Here is a 17,221-nt window from a genome sequence, read left to right as displayed (position 1 = left end):
GCAGACTAGCGCTTGGAAAGCATGAGCCAGATCCCATCCTTCGCGCGTACTGTCAGATGCGCAACCGGAACCGGTGCACGCCCGGGCACTGCCTCAAACCGGAAGGCCTTGGTCATTTGCGCAAGCAGAAGCGGGCCTTCCACCATGGCAAAGCCAGCCCCGGTGCAGACGCGGGGACCGGCGGAGAACGGCATGAAGGCGTCGCGGGCGCAGGTTCGGTTCTCCTCGCGGCTCCAGCGGTCGGGGTCGAAACTGTCGGGTGCGGTCCAGAAGCGGTCGTTGCGGTGCAGGTGCCAGGGGGAGAGCACCACTTGCGCTCCGGGCCTGACGGGGCGGCCGCGGAAGTCTTCCGGGCAGGTGTTTTCACGGACCATCATCGGCACTGGCGGGTAGAGGCGCAGGGTCTCGCGGAAGACATCCCGGGTGAATTTCAAGCGAGAGAGGGCGGCAAAATCTGGCGCGTCGGGCAGGGTGGCAGCCTCAATCGCCACGCGGTCCTGGACCTCGGGGTGCGTCGCCAGCAGGTACAGCGCCCAAGCGAGGGCAGAGGCCGAGGTTTCGTGGCCGGCAAGGAAGAAGATCGCCACCTGATCGACCATTTCCGCAGTCTGGAACCGCTGCCCGGTCAGGGGATCGACGGCGGTCATGATCTTGGTGGCAAGGTCGTCCGGGGCCTTGCCGCGGGCGATCTCAGCGGCGCGCGCTTCCGTCAGGCGGGTGATCAGGCCCCGTATGATGCGGGCCGAGCGTTTCGTGGCGCGGCGATGAAAGCGCGGGAACCAGTCGGGCAGGGGCAGGAAGGCTGCAAGGTTCAGGATCGGCTGGGTGCGCTGATAGGTCTTGAACTCGGTGAAGGTGGCGGCGGCGATTTCGTTCTCGATCGGGATCGAGAACAGTGTGCGGAAGATCACGTCGGCGGCAGCGTGTGAGGTTTGCTCTTCGATTTCCACCTCGCCTTCCTTCAGGCGCGCGACGGCCGCTTGACCCGAAGCCCAGATGGCAGGGAACGTGTCACGCAACCTGCCGCCCTCGAAGGCGGGGTCGATGATGCGGCGCTGGCGTTTCCAGACCTCGCCGTTGGTGACGAAGACGGATTGGCCAAGGAGGGGGCGCAGGCCTTCGGCGATGCGGAGCGATTTTGGGAAGTCATCGGGGCGCTCGGTCAGGACGCGGGCGATCAAGGCGGGGTCGTTGATCAGGTAACTGCGGAAGAAGGGGGTGCGGAACTCGGCCATCAGGGCGTGGTAAAGGCGGGCGGGCTGGGCAGACAGGATATCGGCGCGGAACAGTTTCAGGTAGCGCAGCAGCGAGACCTTGTCGGCGCGGGGCGTGGGTTTGGGCGGGATCATATGCTGCGCCACGGGGAAAGCGGCGTCTCGATCCGCGATTTGGAAGGCGGGCGGTCACGGTAGCGATCAGCGAGCGTTTTGGGGCCGGCGGTGATCTGGAAATAGTCATAGTCGCCGGGCCGGTCAAAGGCGCAAAGGTATTGAAAATGCAGGCGGAAGAAGCGCCAGCGCAGTTCCTTCCAGCGCTCGGGCGACAGGGTTTGCGTAAAGGCGGCGGAGATGATGAGGGGCCAGCGTTTGTCTGGCGGGGCCACTCCAGTGACCGAAACCGGATCACACAGCGCAAAGGCGCAGCCGTCGCCGGGGGCAGTGACATCGACCCAAGTCAGTTCGGGCCGTGCCGACAGATAGGCCAGATCGCCGCGCAGGCGCTGCGCTTTGGGCAGGAAGGACACCATCGGCACGACCTGCCCAAGGCTCAGGAAAGCCAGCGGCGGGTGGCTTTGCGGCAGGCCAGCGCGGATCATGTCAGACAGGATTGACACGGCCAGATGCGCGCCGGAGGAGTGGCCCACCACCAGAACCTCGTCGCAATCAGCCAGCGAGGCGCGGATGCGGCCGGCGAACTCGGTCATCCGCGTCTCCAGTTCCGCCGGGTTGGACCCGCCCGATTGCGCGGAATAGGCATAGTCGTGCATCAGGTAATAGGCCAAGACCTTGTTGTCGTAGCGGCGAAAGGTCTGCAGGATCAGGGGTATGACGGCCAGCCCCAGAACGGCGCCCAAGGCTGGATGCAGCAGGGAGCCCAACGCGTACAGACCCCAGGCAGCCAGCAGTGCTACCACCAATTGCATGATCAACAGGCCAATCGGATAGAGCGCCGCAATCATCGGCCCCTTGCGCAGTTTCATCAGGGCAAACAGCGCACCAGAGCCGATATAGGCCCAGGCGGTACGGACCAGTTGCAGATAGGTGCCGGGAATCCCCTGCTCCATGGAAGAACGTACAAGGTCCGACCAGACGAGCACCTCGAAATCGGCCTCGGTCCGGGTCACGATCTCGGACTTGACGCGCCAGCCATAGGGGCCGCCGCCTTTGCGCGGCATCAGGGTCAGGCTGTAGCCGGTGGTCTGCGCCTGCGCCGCACCCTCTTTCCGGTAAAGCTCGCGGTAGCGGCGCGGGTGGATCGGGTCATAGCCGGGAATATAGAACACCTTGCGGCGGAACACGGGCTCCGTCGGGGTCTCGGGTTTGGGGTCGGGTGTCTGTTCCATGGCGGCCTCTGCCACAGTCTGCGCAGAAAATGCGGCGAGGGAAAGGCCGGGATCGGGCGGGATTCTTGCCGTCAGCCAAGCTGGCTGAGGGCGGGCAGATGCTCCAGCAGCCAGTAGGAGAATTGCGAGAAGCCGCCGGTCAGCATCAGAAGGCCGATGGTCCACAGCATCAGGCCCATGATCTTCTCAATCCGCTCCATATGGCGTTTCATGAAGTTCAAAAGCGGCGCGAATTTCGTGAAGAAGGCGGCGACCAGAAGGAAGGGCAGGCCCAAGCCGATGGCATAGACCGCCAAAAGAAGGGTCCCGCGTCCGACGGACCCCTCTTGCGCGGCAATCGTCAGGATCGCGCCCAGTTGCGGGCCGATGCAGGGCGTCCATCCAAAGGCAAAGGCCAGACCCAGCACATAGGCGCCAAGCGCCGAGCCGCCACGGTCGCCGGCGTCCATCCGGATGTCCTGATCCAGGAACTTCAGCCGGAACACGCCGATGAAATGCGCACCGAAGATCATCACCACGATCGCCGAGATGGTGGCGAATGTCTGCGACCGGGCCAGAAAGAAGGCGCCGAAGGCCGAGGAGGCGGCACCCATCAGCAGGAATACGGTCGACAGGCCCAGCACGAAGAAACAGGCTGCCAGCAGGGCTTTGCGGCCTGATTTCAACTCTCCCATGCTGATGCCGGACATATAGGCCAGATAGGGCGGCACGATCGGCAGCACGCAAGGGCTCAGGAATGACAAAATGCCTGCCGCAAGCGCCACGAGGGCGGCGGGCAGAAGGCTGGCGTCTAGGATATCAATTCCAAACATGGCTGCTACCTAGCGGGTTTGGGGTCTGTCGTCACCTGAAGATTGAACAACTCGCCGTGTGGCCATCGGTCGCGTTGTTGGGTAATCCAGTGCCAAAGAGGGCCAGAGCGGATGACACTTGGGACATGGGACGTGGAGTTGGATTGCGAGGGGCTCTTGTGCCCCTTACCGGTGCTGAAGACGCGCAAAAGGCTGGCCTCAATGACGGGGGGGCAGATCTTGTGTGTGCGCGCCACGGACGGCATGGCCCGGATTGATCTGCCGCATTTCTGCGATCAGGCCGGGCACGCCTATCTGACAGCACAGGACGAAGGTGCGGTGACGCTGCATTTGATCCGCGTCGGGTGATCTTTGGGCTGAGACGTTTCTCTTGTCGGACACATAAGGAAACGCCCGGGCCTTTCGGCACCGGGCGTTTGTTTTTGCAATCCGCGATCAGCGGCCCAAGGACCACCAGCCCTTGCGCTTGGGCTTGTTGGGGTCCTCCGGCTCGGGTTGCGGTGCAGCGACCTCCGCCTGTTCTGCCGGGGCAGGAACGAGGGTGGGTTGCGCTTCAACCGAAGCGTCTGCCGCGGCAGCCGTTTCAACTGCAGTTGGCGCAGCCTCAACCTGTGCCGCTTCGGCAGCAGCCTTGCTGCGCGTCCGGCTGGCCGAAGTGCGGGTCCTGGTCTTCGGCGCTGCTGCCTCTGCCGGGGCCGCCTCGCTGACCTCAGCGGCCGCAGGAGCAGCCTTGGCGCGTGATGCCGTCGTCTTGGCCGTACCGGCCTTCGCAGTGCCGGTCTTTGCAGCACCCGACTTGGGCTTTTCCCCACCATCGGCTTCTGCTGCTGCCTTGGCCGCAGCGCTGCGCGACCGGGTCGAAGGCTTCTTGACAGTCGCCGCCTCGGGTTGCGGGGCCTCGCCTGCTTCGGTCACGCTTTCGACCACCGCGCTGGTTGTTTCCGGCATGTTCTCGGCTTCGATTGCAGCGTCAAGCACGGCCTCAACTTCCGACGCGACGCCATCCGCCGCAGCGGTGACCTCTTCGCCTTCGGTCGATGCCGATGCAGTTACCGTGGCAGCGGAACCCGGCTTCTTCTTCCGACGACGCCGACGCTTCTTCTTGCCATTGGCCGACGGGGCCGCAGAGGTGCCGGCGGCTGCGGGTGCATCGCCTTCTGCTTCGCCATCATCCTCTGCCTCGTCGCCCTCGACGTCATCTTCGATATCCTCTTCGAGAATATCTTCCTCTTCATCCTCGACCACCGCCGCGCCCATCAGGCTGGCGTTGCCCGAGATCACCGGAGCGGCCTCTGCCAACACACGGGTGGCGGTCTTGAACTTCTCGATCAGGAAATCCGGGCTGATCATCTGCGGATCAGCCTCGATCCGCACCGACATGCCATAGCGGGCCTCGATCAAGGCCAGATGCTCACGCTTCTGGTTGAACAGGAAGTTGACGATGCCGACCGGTGCCTTCAACAGCACCTCTTTCGAGCGTTTGCGGGTGCCTTCCTCTTCCAAGGCGCGCAGCACTTGCAGGCCAAGGCTGTCATCCGAGCGGATCAGGCCCGTGCCATGGCAATGGGCGCAAGGCTGCGTGGTCGATTCCAGCATGCCGGGGCGCAGGCGCTGCCGCGACATCTCCAGCAGACCGAAGCCGCTGATCCGGCCGACCTGAATGCGGGCGCGGTCGGTTTTCAGCTTGTCCTTGATGCGCTTTTCAACGGCCAGGTTGTTGCGCCGCTCTTCCATGTCGATGAAGTCGATGACGATCAGGCCAGCGAGGTCGCGCAGCCGCAACTGGCGGGCAATCTCTTCGGCAGCTTCAAGGTTGGTCTTCAAAGCGGTGTCTTCAATCGACCCCTCTTTGGTGGCGCGGCCCGAGTTCACGTCGATGGCCACCAGCGCTTCCGTCACACCGATCACGATGTAACCGCCGGACTTCAGCTGCACGGTGGGGTTGAACATGCCGCCCAGATAGCTTTCGACCTGGAAGCGGGCAAAGAGAGGCATCTGTTCGTTGTAGCGCTGCACGACCTTGGCGTGGGACGGCATGATCATCTTCATGAAGTCTTTGGCGGTGCGATAACCGCCCTCGCCTTCGACAAGAATCTCGTCAATCTCGCGGGAATAAAGGTCGCGGATCGAGCGTTTGATCAGGTCGCCTTCCTCATAGATCGCGGCAGGCGCAATCGACTTCAGGGTCAGTTCGCGGATCTGTTCCCAAAGCCGCATCAGGTATTCGTAATCGCGGTTGATTTCCGGCTTGGTCCGCTTGGCCCCTGCTGTCCGGATGATCAGGCCGGCGCCTTCCGGCACCTCCAGCTCGCTCGCGATTTCCTTCAGCTTCTTGCGGTCGGCGGCGATGGTGATCTTGCGGCTGATGCCGCCGCCCCGTGCGGTGTTCGGCATCAGCACGCAATAGCGGCCAGCGAGCGACAGGTACGTCGTCAACGCCGCACCCTTGTTACCGCGTTCTTCCTTGACGACTTGAACCAGCATGATCTGCCGGACCTTGACGACTTCCTGAATCTTGTAGCGTCGGGCGCGCGGTTTGCGGGGCGCGCTGATTTCCTCGTGCACATCCTCTTCCGCGATCGACTCGATTTCGTCGTCGGTGTCGGCGGCGTGGTCGATGGCGCGGAAAGGGGCCTCTGGGTCTTCGCTGTCATGCACATGGGTGTTGTCATGGGCATGATCGTGCGGTTGATGCTCAGCATGATCATGGCCGGCATGATCATGATCGGCTGTGGCATGGTCGGCTGCGGCCTCTTCATTCAGATCGACAACATCCATGCTGCCGATCTCAGAGCCGCCCTCTTTCACGACATCCTGCACGTCAACCTTGGCCGCTTGCGGGCGCGGACGCGGGGCTTGGCGGCTGCGGCGGTTGTCTTCATCATCCTCAGCGCGGGCAAAGGCGCGCTCTTCTTCCAGCAGGGCTTTGCGGTCTGCCACCGGGATCTGGTAATAATCCGGGTGGATTTCAGCGAAAGCCAGGAAGCCGTGGCGGTTTCCACCGTAATCGACAAAAGCCGCCTGAAGCGAAGGCTCCACCCGGGTTACTTTGGCGAGGTAAATATTCCCGGCAAGCTGGCGCTTGTTCAGGGTTTCAAAGTCGAATTCTTCAACCTTGTTTCCGTCCACCACGACAACGCGAGTTTCCTCTGCGTGGGTGGCGTCGATGAGCATTTTCTTGGACATTTTGTTCCATAGCGCCCGGCTTCCGTGGATCCGCGCGGCGGCGAGGCGCTGCGCGGCGTGGCGGTGGGGGGGCGACTTGTTCGGGCGACGGGACGCGCATGCAAAATCGGGGCGATACCCGATGGGCAGCCCTCAACCTTCACCAATGTTAACGCGCGCGTCATCGCGGTTCTCTTCCGGGCCGCGTAGGCCCCAATGAAAACCCGGAAAATCAAGGACTTGCCGGGCAACTCTCCGGTCTTGCGACCGATCCGACTGCCTGCCGTTTCGACGCCGATAGGGGCGCCAGAGCGGGCGAGCAGAGAATTCTTGCGCGAAAGCTTCGCGTAGAACGACCCTAAGGGCAAAGCGGCAGCAATGACAATGGGTGATTTTGGAGCAGGATTTGGCAGCGCGGTCGAAACGGTCGAATTGGCCGCGAGCCAAGCAAGGATGCGGGGAGGGCCGGAGGCGTGAAGCCTGGCTGTTTCGTAAAGTGCCCTCGACAAGGGGCAATCCGATCTGGCGGACGGGATCATGGAACCTGACGGCGCAGCCAGCCAAGAACGTGCACCCGGATTGCCGAGGCCAAGCCGATATCCGCCCTGTTTGCATCGATCTCGGCCGCAAGATCGTTCAAGGATCGGTCTTCTGTGACGGCCAACTTGCGAAATTCCTCCCAGAAGGCCGCCTCAAGCGACACGGAAGTGCGATGGCCGCGCAGGGTCAGGCTATGCTTCACCGGCCGGGCGGAGGATGGAGACATGACGATCTGGTTCCGATCACGGGGCGGGCTGCGCCGCCGGTTTTCATGACCAGCATGTCACGCGGCGCCTCCCGGGGCCAGAAATCTTCAGATCATCACGCGCAGGGGGGCACGATTGAGTGTCAGGATGAACTGGCCGCCTTCTTCTTTGGCGCGGTAACCTCGAAGCTTCACTTCACTCAAGAACCGGTCGCGGCCAATGTTGACCTCGACTTCAGACACGTCGCGGTACAAAGGCCCGCCCTTGGCAACCGCAAGGGGCGAGAACAGTTGATACAGCCAGCGATCCGGCGAAAATGCAGGGATCACAGCAGCGGGGATCGGGGCGGGGGTGATGTGTGTTTGCATGATGCCGTCAGACTGCCGCATCCCGGTTAAAGCCCGGTTAAGCCGGATCGCCGCCGTCCAGCTTTTTTCCGTCCAATTCGGCCTTTATCCGGGCCGCTTCAGAGGCCTCCAGCGCCACTTGCGCCTTGGTGCGGCCAAACTTTGCTGCATTCTCATTCGCTTGCGCCGAGGCAGCCTTGCGGGCCGCCTCTTTGCGCTTTGAACGAAGATTGACGATTTCCGCCATCAGCCCTTGGGTCCGACCATGTCTTCCGGTCGCACGATTCGGTCGAAGGTTTCGCCATCGACATAGCCCAGCGCAATCGCCTCTTCGCGCAGGGTGGTGCCGTTTTTGTGCGCGGTCTTGGCGACCTTGGTGGCGGCATCGTAGCCGATGGTCGGCGCCAGAGCCGTCACCAGCATCAGGCTTTCCTTCATCAGCTTTTCGATCCGCGGGATATTCGCCTGCGTGCCCACCACCATGTTGTCGGTGAAAGACCCTGAGGCGTCACCCAGAAGCTGCATGGATTGCAGCACGTTATAGGCCATCATCGGGTTGTAGACGTTCAGTTCGAAATGCCCCTGCGACCCTGCAAACCCCACCGCCGCATCGTTGCCCATGACATGGGCGCACACCATGGTCAGCGCCTCGGCCTGCGTCGGGTTGACCTTGCCCGGCATGATCGACGATCCCGGCTCGTTCTCCGGCAGGATCAGTTCCCCAAGGCCCGAGCGGGGGCCCGAGCCCAGCAGCCGCAGGTCGTTGGCAATCTTGAACAGGCTCGCCGCCACCGTCTTCAAGGCGCCCGAGAACATCACCATCGCATCATGCGCAGCCAACGATTCGAATTTGTTGGGGGCCGTGACGAAAGGCAGGCCGGTTATTTCGGCAATCGCCGCCGCCACCCGAACGTCCCAACCAACCCGGGTGTTCAGCCCGGTGCCAACCGCCGTGCCCCCTTGGGCCAGCTCGTAAATGTCGGGCAGGCACATCTTGACCCGCGCAATCCCCTTGGCGACCTGTGTGGCATAGCCCGAGAATTCCTGGCCAAGGGTCAGCGGCGTCGCATCTTGAGTATGCGTCCGGCCAATCTTGATGATGTCCTTGAATTCCAAAGCCTTGGCGTCCAAAGCGGCATGCAGCTTCACCAGACCCGGCAGAAGCACATCGCGCGCCATCATGCCAATTGCCACATGCATTGCCGTCGGGAACGTGTCGTTCGAGGACTGCCCCATGTTCACATGGTCATTCGGATGCACCGGCTTTTTGGAGCCCATCACCCCGCCCAACATCTCGATCGCGCGGTTGGAGATCACTTCGTTGGCGTTCATGTTCGACTGGGTGCCCGATCCGGTCTGCCAGACCACCAGCGGGAAGTTGTCGTCGAACTTGCCGTCGATCACCTCTTGCGCCGCCGCCGCAATCGTCTGGCCCAGGGCCGGATCGATATCTCCCTGCGCGATGTTGACCAACGCGCAGGCCTTCTTGATCACCCCCAAAGCGCGGATGATCGCGACCGGCTGCCGTTCCCACCCAATCGGGAAGTTGATGATCGAGCGCTGCGTCTGCGCGCCCCAGTATTTGTCAGCGGGGACATCCAGCGGGCCAAAGCTGTCAGTCTCGACACGGATTGCGGTCATGGCGCAAGCTCCCTTGATTGCGCCCGCCTTCTACCGCCGCAGCGCGGAAAATTCAATCGGCATACTGTGGTATACCGTCACCCGCGACGAAATGTGTGAACGCGAGCAGGCGGCAGGTTCAGCGGCACATAGGCCGTCTGTTTCCACGTCAGACCAAGGCTGGCAATTTGGGATTCGTCCAGCGCGGGACGCGGGCCATAGGTGAACTGTACGTAAAGTCCGTCCGGCGCCAGAATCTCGAAGGCGGCCGCGACGATGGATTGGCGCAGCGGCAGCGGCATCGACAGCAGGGGAAGACCCGATACGACGGCTCCGACGCCTTTGGCCAGAACGTCCGGTGCGGTTTGTGCGCCCGCAAGATGCACCGTAACGCCGGGAAATCGGTTGCGCAGGTGGATCACGAATTCAGGGTTCATCTCGAACAGCGTCAGGTCCTGCGGGCGTACGCCTGCGTTCAAGATGCCTTGGGTCAACCTCCCGGTCCCGGGGCCGAACTCGACCACGCGGCCGGTTTTTGGCCCCAGATCCTTGGCCATCGCCCGCGCCAGGAAGCGCGACGAGGGTGCTATGGCGGAAATCTGCAGGGGCCGGCTGATCAACTGGCGCAGAAACAACAGGGTTTCTGACATTCCTCAGGACTTCCGGAACTTGTCGAGCCGTACAATCTGTGCATCTTGCTGCGGTGGCGTCGGATCGTCTTCCGGACCATCGTCGTCCTCGTCATCCTCGTCGTCGTCATGATGCGTCTCAAACCGCAGGCCGAATTCGACCGAGGGGTCGACGAAGGTGCGCATCGCGTCGAACGGAATCGTCATGCGTTCAGGGTTGTTGCCAAAGTTCAGCGTGATGGAAAATCCATCCTCGGTGACCCGCAGATCGTCGAACCAGTGCTGCATGACAACGGTCATTTCGCCCGGATAGCGCGCCCGCAGCCAATCGGCCATCTCGACACCCTCTACCGTGGTGTCGAAGGTGATGAAGAAATGATGCTCGCCCGGCAGGCCATTGGCGGCCACGTCGTTCAGAACGGTCTGGATCAGACCGCGCATGGCTTTATGCATCAGGTTGCCGTAGTCGATTGACTTTGCCATGCGAACTCCCCGTGCTCCGTTGCGCCCAACATAGGCAATTTGGATCGGAAGGGAAGAGCGGGCGTCAGAGGAAGGCAACCGCCGCCGAGGTAATTGCTGCAAGTGCGAGAACGAGGGGCAGCGACCAGTGCCGCTTCAGCAGAAGATAAGCGGCGGCAAGGGCCAGAGCCGTCGGGATCAGGCGCAGCGACAGGGGGTCTGGCAGAATACTGTGCAAGCCAAAGGAGTCGATTCGGCCAATCCGCGCGAAAAAAACATGCGCTGCGAACCACAGTGACAGGTTGGCAATGACACCGACCACCGCAGCCGTGATGGATTTCAGGGCACCTGACAGGCGCGGTGCGGCCGTCAGATGGGCAATCCAGGGCGCCCCGGCGAAAATCCACAGAAAGCACGGGGCGAAGGTCATCCAAAGGGTGATCAGCGCCGCCAGCATACCCCCCAGCCAGCCATCCCGCTGGTAGGCTGCGACATATCCCACGAACTCGGTCACCAGAATAAGTGGCCCCGGCGTGGTTTCGGCCAGCCCCAGCCCATCCATCATCTGCGGCAAGGTCAACCAATGATTGCCCTCCACCACCGCCTGAGACATCCAGGCGAGCACCGCATAGGCCCCGCCAAAGGTCACCACCGCCAATTTGGAGAAGAACACCGCGATATCGGCATAGATACCCGGGCTGAACATGACCAAGGCCGCCAGCGGCACCAGCCAGATGGCGCCCCAGATCAGCCCAGCCCACGCCGTTTCGCCCCAGGGATGCGGCAAGTGCTGGGGCAGGGGCGCGTCCTTGGTCGTCAGATAACCGTAAAGCCCCGCCGCCAGGATCACGGCCGGAAACGGCAATCCGAACAAGAACAGTGCCAGAAAGCCCAGACCGGCCGTCACCCAATGCGCCTGCGACTTCAATGCGCGTTTTGAGACGCGCAACAAGGCCTCAACCACCACGGCCACCACCGCCGCCTGCACCCCGGTAAAAAGTGCTGCCACCAAAGGCAATTGTCCCAAGGCGGCATAGATGGCCGAAAGGGTCAGAACCACGGCTGCGCCGGGCAGCACGAACAGCAAGCCAGCCAGCAGCCCCCCGCCCACGCCCCGCAAACGCCAGCCAATCCATGTGGCCAGCTGCATCGCCTCGGGCCCCGGCAACAGCATGCAGAAGGACAGCGCCGATAGATACTCCTCTTCGCTGACCCATTTGCGGTCTTCAACCAACTCGCGGTGCATCAGGGCAATCTGGGCGGCTGGTCCGCCAAAGGACAGCAGGCCTATCCGACCAAAGGTCTTGAACAGGCTGCTCCACGCGTTCGACTCTGCCAATTCCGTCCCCCTCGCCACCTGGCCTTCTTCAAACCATCGCGCTGCGCGCCGCGCAACCAAAGTTGCTCGTTGCTTTTCATTCAGGCGCAAATATCCCACGGGGGTGCGGGGGTGTGAAACCCCCGCCTTCGGGCAGGTCATGTGGTTTGGGGGAAAGGCGCAGGTTTCTGTTGCCAGGTACCTGCAAACCCCGCCTTACGGTGCTACCCGCAAGGACTTAGTTTGGCTTTCTCGAACTGCTCACGCAGCCAGAGCATAAGCCGGAGCACTGTTGTCATTGGCAACTGTGATCTTGGACCGATAACGGTGGTACCTCACCGAGCAAAAGCTGGCCCCTTTGAACGTCCGTCGATCCTATTTCGGCCCCAGATCCCGCAATGAACAGGAGTTTGGTGGAGCCGCCGGGTACCGCCCCCGGGTCCGATCCGTCTATTATGGGTGCGTTTATCGCCATAGTCCGAGTTGCCCCGGACAAGCCCAATATAGGCGGGCGCAGATGCTTGCGCAACCCGCTCAATCCTTCGAACGGATATATCCCAGGGCAATGTCACGCATCGCGCCGCGGGTCAGGGCGGGACCATGGCCTGCCAGCACCCGACGGCAGTCCAGATCCCTCAGCCGTGCCATGCTCTTCAGGTAGTCCGTCACCGAGGCGCCGGGAATGTCATCTACAAGGCCGCCTTCATAAATGGCATCGCCGGCCAACAGCAGGCCATCCTTCTCGTCCAGCAGGGCAATGCCGCCGGGCGAATGGCCGGGCAGGTGCAGAACCGTCAGGCTGCGGTTGCCAAGGTCGATCCTGTCCCCCTCGGCCAGCGTGGCGGTCAGCGGCGCCGCAGTCAGATCCCATGTGGCCAGCTGAAAACCAGGCTCCGGCGCGCGGGCAAGACTTGGCCCGAAAACCTCGTCGCGGAACAGATGCTTGAGGGTGAAGGCCTCTGACATCGTGGCGAAACCGTCAGCCTCGGCGGCATGGCCAAGCCGGGTGCCAAACTCGGCAAAGCCGCCGACATGGTCGATATGGGCATGACTTGCCACGGCCAGAACCGGCGCGCCTGAAAGTGGCAATGCCGCGCGGTAAGGGCGCAGGCCGGACCCGAAGTCGAATTGCAGATCGGCGTCGCGGCCCCGCACCGTGTAACAATTGGCGCGAAAGAAGCTTTGCACCCAGGGCTCTGTCGTCAGGTGAATGCCGGGGGCCACCTCGGTCGTCTGGAACCAGTCCGTCATAGTGCCTCCGCAAAGGAAAACGCCCGGAGTGTCCTCCGGGCGTTCGGGGTCTTTCAAGTGGCTCAGAAGCCCGATTTGATCTGTTCGAACTCGTTCACCATGCGGTCGCGCAGGGCCGGGTCGATCGGGGTCTGCGCCAGCAGGGTCGAGGTGATCGGGTCGACATCCGCAGCCTTCAGGTCAGCGGCGGGAATGGCGCCTTCAGCCACCGAGTTGGTCGAGGCATAGCCCACATTCTTCAACAATGCAGGCGCCGCATCCGGCCCGGTCCAGGCATTGATGAAGTCATAGGCCTTGTCCGCACTGCCCGGCCCGTTCTTCAGCTTGACCCAGCCGCAGAACCAGCTGGAGGCACCCTCTTTGGCCTGACGCTGGAAGCCCACCGGGAAGTTCTGCGATTTCAGCAGCGCAACCGCATCATTCCACGACCAGGCCACCGTCACTTCGCCCGAGGCCATCAGCTGGCTCAACTGCGAGGGGTCAGCCCAATAGGCCAGCACGTTCGGGTGGACCTTGCGCAGCCACGCGGCTGCCGCCTTGAACTGGGCGTCATTTATATTGGTCCAGTCGCTGACCCCGGTTGCCAGCAGCGCCAGTGCCCAGACGTCATCGGCATTGTCCGGCAACGAGATCTTGCCCGCGTATTTCGGATTGGTGAAGACCTGCAGCGAGGCCACATCCTCCGCCGGGACTTCCTTTGTGTTGTAGGCAATGGCGGTGTAGGCGTAGTCGGTCGGGATGTACCACACTCCCTTGTCGTCGCTGAAGATCTTGGAGTTCAGGAAGCGCGGGTCGATGTTCTTGAAATTCGTGATCTTCGAGGTGTCCCAAGGCTCGATCAGCCCGGCATCGCGGTACTTCTGGATCATCTGGCTGCACGGGTGCGCCACGTCTGCCTTGAAGCCCGAGGACAGCTTCTGAAACGCCTCGTCATCGTCGGCGAAGATCGAATAGGTCGGCATGTCGCCATTCTTGGACACGTAAGATGCCAGAAGGTCCGGCAGTTCGAAGCTTGACCAGTCAAAGACCGTCAGGTCCTTGTCGGCGGCATGGGACAGGGACGCCCCGAAGGTCAGAGACAGCGCCAACGCCGTTCCGGTGAACAGTTTCGTGAAGCGGGACATAGGTTCTCCTTGCTGGATCGGTCCGGTTCTGGTGCCGGGGGGAACATGAATAAGGGAAAAGACAGCGCGTGTGCGCCCCCAATGCCGCTATTTTGCGCCAATGGGAAAGCCGCGCAAGTCACGTTTTGGTCGGATCGCGGGAATTGCCCTGAAATGCTGCAAGATCACCCGATCCCCGGCGTTTTTTGCAGCGGGCAATCCGCCTGCTTGCGGGGCGGCGGGGGGCTTGCTAGGTCTTGCGGCGGAGCCTGCTCAGGATGCTGACCCGCATGCCGTCCTTTGCCCCGGCGCCTGCCGCATCTGTCGCGGCTTGGCTGGAAGACCTGCCACCATATCCCGATGTGGGAGCAACCTGATGGAGGGGCCCGTGATGACCCAACTTGATCTGACTTTCGTGCGTTCGCAGTTTCCGGCCTTTCAAAGCCCGATGCTGTCGGGCCATGCTTTCTTCGAAAATGCTGGCGGATCGTTCCCCTGCAAACCTGTGGTCGACCGGCTGCACCGCTTTTACACTGACCGCAAGGTTCAGCCCTATGCCCCCTATCCCGGTTCCGAAGAGGGCGGGGCAGAGATGGACGAGGCGCGCGGTCGCCTGTCGGCCCTGATGGGGTGTGCCAAGGAAGAGCTGTCCTTCGGCCCCTCGACCTCGGCCAACACCTTCGTGCTGGCCAACGCGGTGCGCCTGTGGCTGCGCGGGAAGAATGCCGCCATTGTCGTGACCAATCAGGACCACGAGGCGAACTCGGGTGTCTGGCGCCGGTTGGCCGATGAAGGAATCGAGGTGCGCGAGTGGCAGATCGACCCCGCCACCGGACATCTGGACGTGGAGCGCCTGACGCCCCTGCTGGCGGATGGCAAGGTCAAGCTGCTGGCTTTCCCGCATTGCTCCAACGTGGTGGCCGAAATCAATCCGGTGGCCGAGATCTGCGCGCTTGCCCGTGCTGCCGGCGTTCGGACGGTGGTGGACGGCGTGAGCTATGCGCCCCATGGCCTGCCGGATTTCTCCGCCTTGGGGGCGGATGTCTATCTGTTCAGCGCCTACAAGGTCTACGGCCCGCATCAGGGTCTGATGCTGATCCGGTCCGACTTTGGGGCAGAACTTCCCGCCCAAGGCCATTGGTTCAACGCGGGCAGCCTGTACAAACGCTTCACCCCTGCGGGCCCCGACCATGCCCAGATCGCCGCCAGCGCCGGGATGGCCGACTATATCGACGCGCTTTACGCCCACCACGGTGGCACTGAAGCCGCCCCGGCAGAGCGCAACCGGGTCGTCCATGACCTGATGCGGGCGCAAGAGGTCAGCGTCATCCAGCCGCTTCTGGACTATCTTGGCCAACGCAACGACCTGCGCCTGATCGGACCGCGCGATGGCGCAAAACGGGCCCCTACCGTGGCTGTGGCCTTTGACCGCGACGCCGAGCCGATTTCGACTGCGCTTGCTGCGGAGGGGATCGCCTGCTGGGCCGGCGATTTCTATGCCGTTCGCCCGATCGAGGCGATGGGTCTGGACCGCGCCAAGGGCGTGTTGCGGATGAGCGCGGTACACTACACCAGTGCGCAAGACGTGGCGCGCCTGATCGCCGCACTGGACCGCGTGCTGTAAACGGACAGGGGGGCCTCGCCCCCCTTCACCCCCCGCGAGTATTTGCGCCGCAGCAACGAGGAAAGTGATCCGGGGTGTCGCGTTGGGCGTAAACACTTGACGTGACTTGGAGATATGATGACCGACGCCCCCGTGATCCTGTGGTTCCGCCGTGATCTGCGCCTGACCGACAACCCGATGCTGACGGAGGCTTTGGCCTTGGGACGCCCGGTGATCCCGGTTTTCATTCTTGACCCCGAGACCGAGGCCATCGGCGCCGCGGCCAGATGGCGGCTGGGTTTGGCGGTCGAAGCCTTTGCCAAGACGCTGGCGGTGCATGGCAGCCGACTGATCTTGCGCCGGGGCAAGGCTGCGGATGTACTGGCCGCTTTGGTCGCTGAAACTGCTGCGGCAGGCGTGTGCTGGACGCGCAGTTATGACCCTGCGACGCGGCCCCGGGATGAAGCGGTCAAGGCGCTGTTGAAAGGGCAGGGGTTGTTGGCGAGGTCGGTGCCGGGGTTCTTGTTGCATGAACCTTGGGACGTCACGACCGGCGAAGGTGGGTTCTACCGCGTCTACACCCCTTACTGGAAAGCGGTGCGCGGCCGCGCGGTGCCAGATTGCCTTGCCTCCCCCAAGGGGCTTCCTGCACCCTCGGCTTGGCCCTCAAGCGAAGATCTGGCCATGTGGAACCTTGGGGCTGCCATGCAGCGCGGTGCGGCAATTGTCCTGCCACATCAGCGGGTGGGCGAGGCCGCGGCACGGGCGCGGCTCGTCGACTTTCTCGATCGCAAGGTCGCAGCCTACAAGGACCGCCGCGATTTTCTGGCCGAAGAGGCCACATCGGGCCTGTCCGAAAACCTGACCTATGGCGAGATCAGCCCGCGGCAGATCTGGCATGCCGGCTGGCGCGCGATGGAGCAGGGTGCTGCGGGTGCCGAACATTTCCTGAAGGAACTGGTCTGGCGCGAATTCGCCTGGCACTTGCTGCATCATACGCCGCATATCGCGCACACCTCGTGGCGGCCGGAGTGGGATGCGTTTCCGTGGCGCGCGGACAACAAGGATGCGGGCTATTGGCGGCGCGGCATGACCGGCGAACCGGTGGTCGACGCGGCCATGCGTCAGCTTTACGTGACGGGGACCATGCACAACCGGGCGCGGATGATTGTCGCCTCGTATCTGACCAAGCACCTTCTGACCCATTGGAAGGTCGGCCTGGACTGGTTTGCAGACACGCTGACCGATTGGGATCCCGCCGCCAATGCCATGGGTTGGCAATGGGTGGCAGGTTCCGGCCCCGACGCAGCCCCGTATTTCCGCGTCTTCAACCCGGCGACGCAGGCCAAGACCTATGACCCCGAATCCGTCTACCGTCATCGCCATGTTGCGGAACTGACGCGCAGTCCCGGCAAACTCGCGCTGGATTTCTTCGCGGCAGCGCCGCTGTCTTGGGCGCTGGATGCAAAACGGCCCTATCCCCCCCCTCTGGTTGCGCTGGATGTCGGGCGGGCGCGCGCGCTTGATGCCTTCCAGCAACGAAACGCTTGAGTGCGGTTCAATGATCTGCAAAAAATTCGTGAAGACGTTACTGGGGGACCT

The 17,221-nt window shown here is 62.7% G+C and carries 16 protein-coding genes and 1 other RNA gene; 3 read left to right on the top strand and 14 right to left on the bottom strand.

The window, feature by feature from the left end; genetic code table 11:
• Positions 1 to 5: 5 nt before the first annotated feature.
• The 3 genes from AC1Y2B_RS07210 to AC1Y2B_RS07200 all read right to left on the bottom strand — a co-directional run bounded on the left by AC1Y2B_RS07210 (position 6) and on the right by AC1Y2B_RS07200 (position 3,375).
• A complete protein-coding gene (locus AC1Y2B_RS07210) occupies positions 6 to 1,349 on the bottom strand; it encodes a cytochrome P450 (protein WP_482252394.1) in 1,344 nt (447 codons plus the stop codon).
• A complete protein-coding gene (locus tag AC1Y2B_RS07205) occupies positions 1,346 to 2,563 on the bottom strand; it encodes a hypothetical protein (protein WP_482252393.1) in 1,218 nt (405 codons plus the stop codon). The genes AC1Y2B_RS07210 and AC1Y2B_RS07205 overlap by 4 nt, the downstream gene beginning before the upstream one ends.
• A gap of 71 nt (positions 2,564 to 2,634) precedes the next feature.
• Complete coding sequence (locus AC1Y2B_RS07200) at positions 2,635 to 3,375, bottom strand: cytochrome c biogenesis CcdA family protein (protein ID WP_482252392.1); 741 nt, start codon at positions 3,373 to 3,375, stop codon at positions 2,635 to 2,637.
• A gap of 111 nt (positions 3,376 to 3,486) precedes the next feature.
• Here AC1Y2B_RS07200 and AC1Y2B_RS07195 point away from each other — a divergent pair, with 111 nt between their 5' ends.
• A complete protein-coding gene (locus tag AC1Y2B_RS07195) occupies positions 3,487 to 3,723 on the top strand; it encodes a sulfurtransferase TusA family protein (protein ID WP_482252391.1) in 237 nt (78 codons plus the stop codon).
• Between the two features lie 87 nt (positions 3,724 to 3,810).
• Here AC1Y2B_RS07195 and AC1Y2B_RS07190 read toward each other — a convergent pair whose 3' ends face one another.
• From AC1Y2B_RS07190 to AC1Y2B_RS07140, 11 genes are all read right to left on the bottom strand, one after another.
• Entirely contained in the window at positions 3,811 to 6,561 is a 2,751-nt protein-coding gene (locus AC1Y2B_RS07190; RefSeq protein ID WP_482252390.1) for an Rne/Rng family ribonuclease, read from the bottom strand.
• Positions 6,562 to 7,075: 514 nt separating this feature from the next.
• On the bottom strand, positions 7,076 to 7,306 hold the full coding sequence (locus AC1Y2B_RS07185) for a ribbon-helix-helix domain-containing protein (RefSeq protein WP_482252389.1): 231 nt from the start codon (positions 7,304 to 7,306) through the stop codon (positions 7,076 to 7,078).
• An 87-nt stretch (positions 7,307 to 7,393) separates the two neighbouring features.
• Positions 7,394 to 7,654, bottom strand: coding sequence for an N-(5'-phosphoribosyl)anthranilate isomerase (locus tag AC1Y2B_RS07180; protein WP_482252388.1), 261 nt, complete (start codon positions 7,652 to 7,654; stop codon positions 7,394 to 7,396).
• Positions 7,655 to 7,691: 37 nt separating this feature from the next.
• The gene (locus tag AC1Y2B_RS07175) at positions 7,692 to 7,880 is read right to left on the bottom strand and encodes a DUF4169 family protein (protein ID WP_482252387.1); all 189 of its coding nucleotides are present in this window, start codon (positions 7,878 to 7,880) and stop codon (positions 7,692 to 7,694) included.
• On the bottom strand, positions 7,880 to 9,274 hold the full coding sequence (gene fumC, locus AC1Y2B_RS07170; protein WP_482252386.1) for a class II fumarate hydratase: 1,395 nt from the start codon (positions 9,272 to 9,274) through the stop codon (positions 7,880 to 7,882). Before fumC ends, AC1Y2B_RS07175 begins: the two co-directional genes overlap by 1 nt.
• Before the next feature lie 77 nt (positions 9,275 to 9,351).
• Positions 9,352 to 9,903: a class I SAM-dependent methyltransferase gene (locus AC1Y2B_RS07165; protein WP_482252385.1), complete on the bottom strand. Its 552-nt coding sequence runs from the start codon at positions 9,901 to 9,903 to the stop codon at positions 9,352 to 9,354.
• Positions 9,904 to 9,906: 3 nt separating this feature from the next.
• Entirely contained in the window at positions 9,907 to 10,365 is a 459-nt protein-coding gene (locus AC1Y2B_RS07160) for an SspB family protein (protein WP_482252384.1), read from the bottom strand.
• Between the two features lie 64 nt (positions 10,366 to 10,429).
• Positions 10,430 to 11,683, bottom strand: a complete 1,254-nt coding sequence (gene chrA / locus AC1Y2B_RS07155) for a chromate efflux transporter (protein WP_482252383.1) — start codon at positions 11,681 to 11,683, stop codon at positions 10,430 to 10,432.
• Between the two features lie 156 nt (positions 11,684 to 11,839).
• Positions 11,840 to 12,195, bottom strand: a transfer-messenger RNA (tmRNA) gene (gene ssrA, locus AC1Y2B_RS07150).
• A 1-nt stretch (position 12,196) separates the two neighbouring features.
• Positions 12,197 to 12,913 (bottom strand): MBL fold metallo-hydrolase, encoded by a 717-nt coding sequence (locus AC1Y2B_RS07145; protein ID WP_482252382.1) that lies wholly within the window; start codon positions 12,911 to 12,913, stop codon positions 12,197 to 12,199.
• A gap of 62 nt (positions 12,914 to 12,975) precedes the next feature.
• Positions 12,976 to 14,037, bottom strand: a complete 1,062-nt coding sequence (locus AC1Y2B_RS07140) for an ABC transporter substrate-binding protein (RefSeq protein WP_482252381.1) — start codon at positions 14,035 to 14,037, stop codon at positions 12,976 to 12,978.
• 370 nt (positions 14,038 to 14,407) lie between these two features.
• Between AC1Y2B_RS07140 and AC1Y2B_RS07135 the strand changes: the two genes are divergently transcribed.
• The gene (locus AC1Y2B_RS07135; protein ID WP_482252380.1) at positions 14,408 to 15,640 is read left to right on the top strand and encodes an aminotransferase class V-fold PLP-dependent enzyme; all 1,233 of its coding nucleotides are present in this window, start codon (positions 14,408 to 14,410) and stop codon (positions 15,638 to 15,640) included.
• A 114-nt stretch (positions 15,641 to 15,754) separates the two neighbouring features.
• Positions 15,755 to 17,170 carry a cryptochrome/photolyase family protein gene (locus AC1Y2B_RS07130; RefSeq protein ID WP_482252379.1) on the top strand — a complete coding sequence of 472 codons (1,416 nt, stop codon included), beginning with the start codon at positions 15,755 to 15,757 and terminating at the stop codon, positions 17,168 to 17,170.
• The last annotated feature ends 51 nt before the right edge of the window (positions 17,171 to 17,221 follow it).

Source organism: Stagnihabitans sp. (assembly GCF_964946895.1).
Note: the sequence above shows the minus strand (reverse complement) of the source record. Positions and strands in the feature narration are given on the sequence as shown.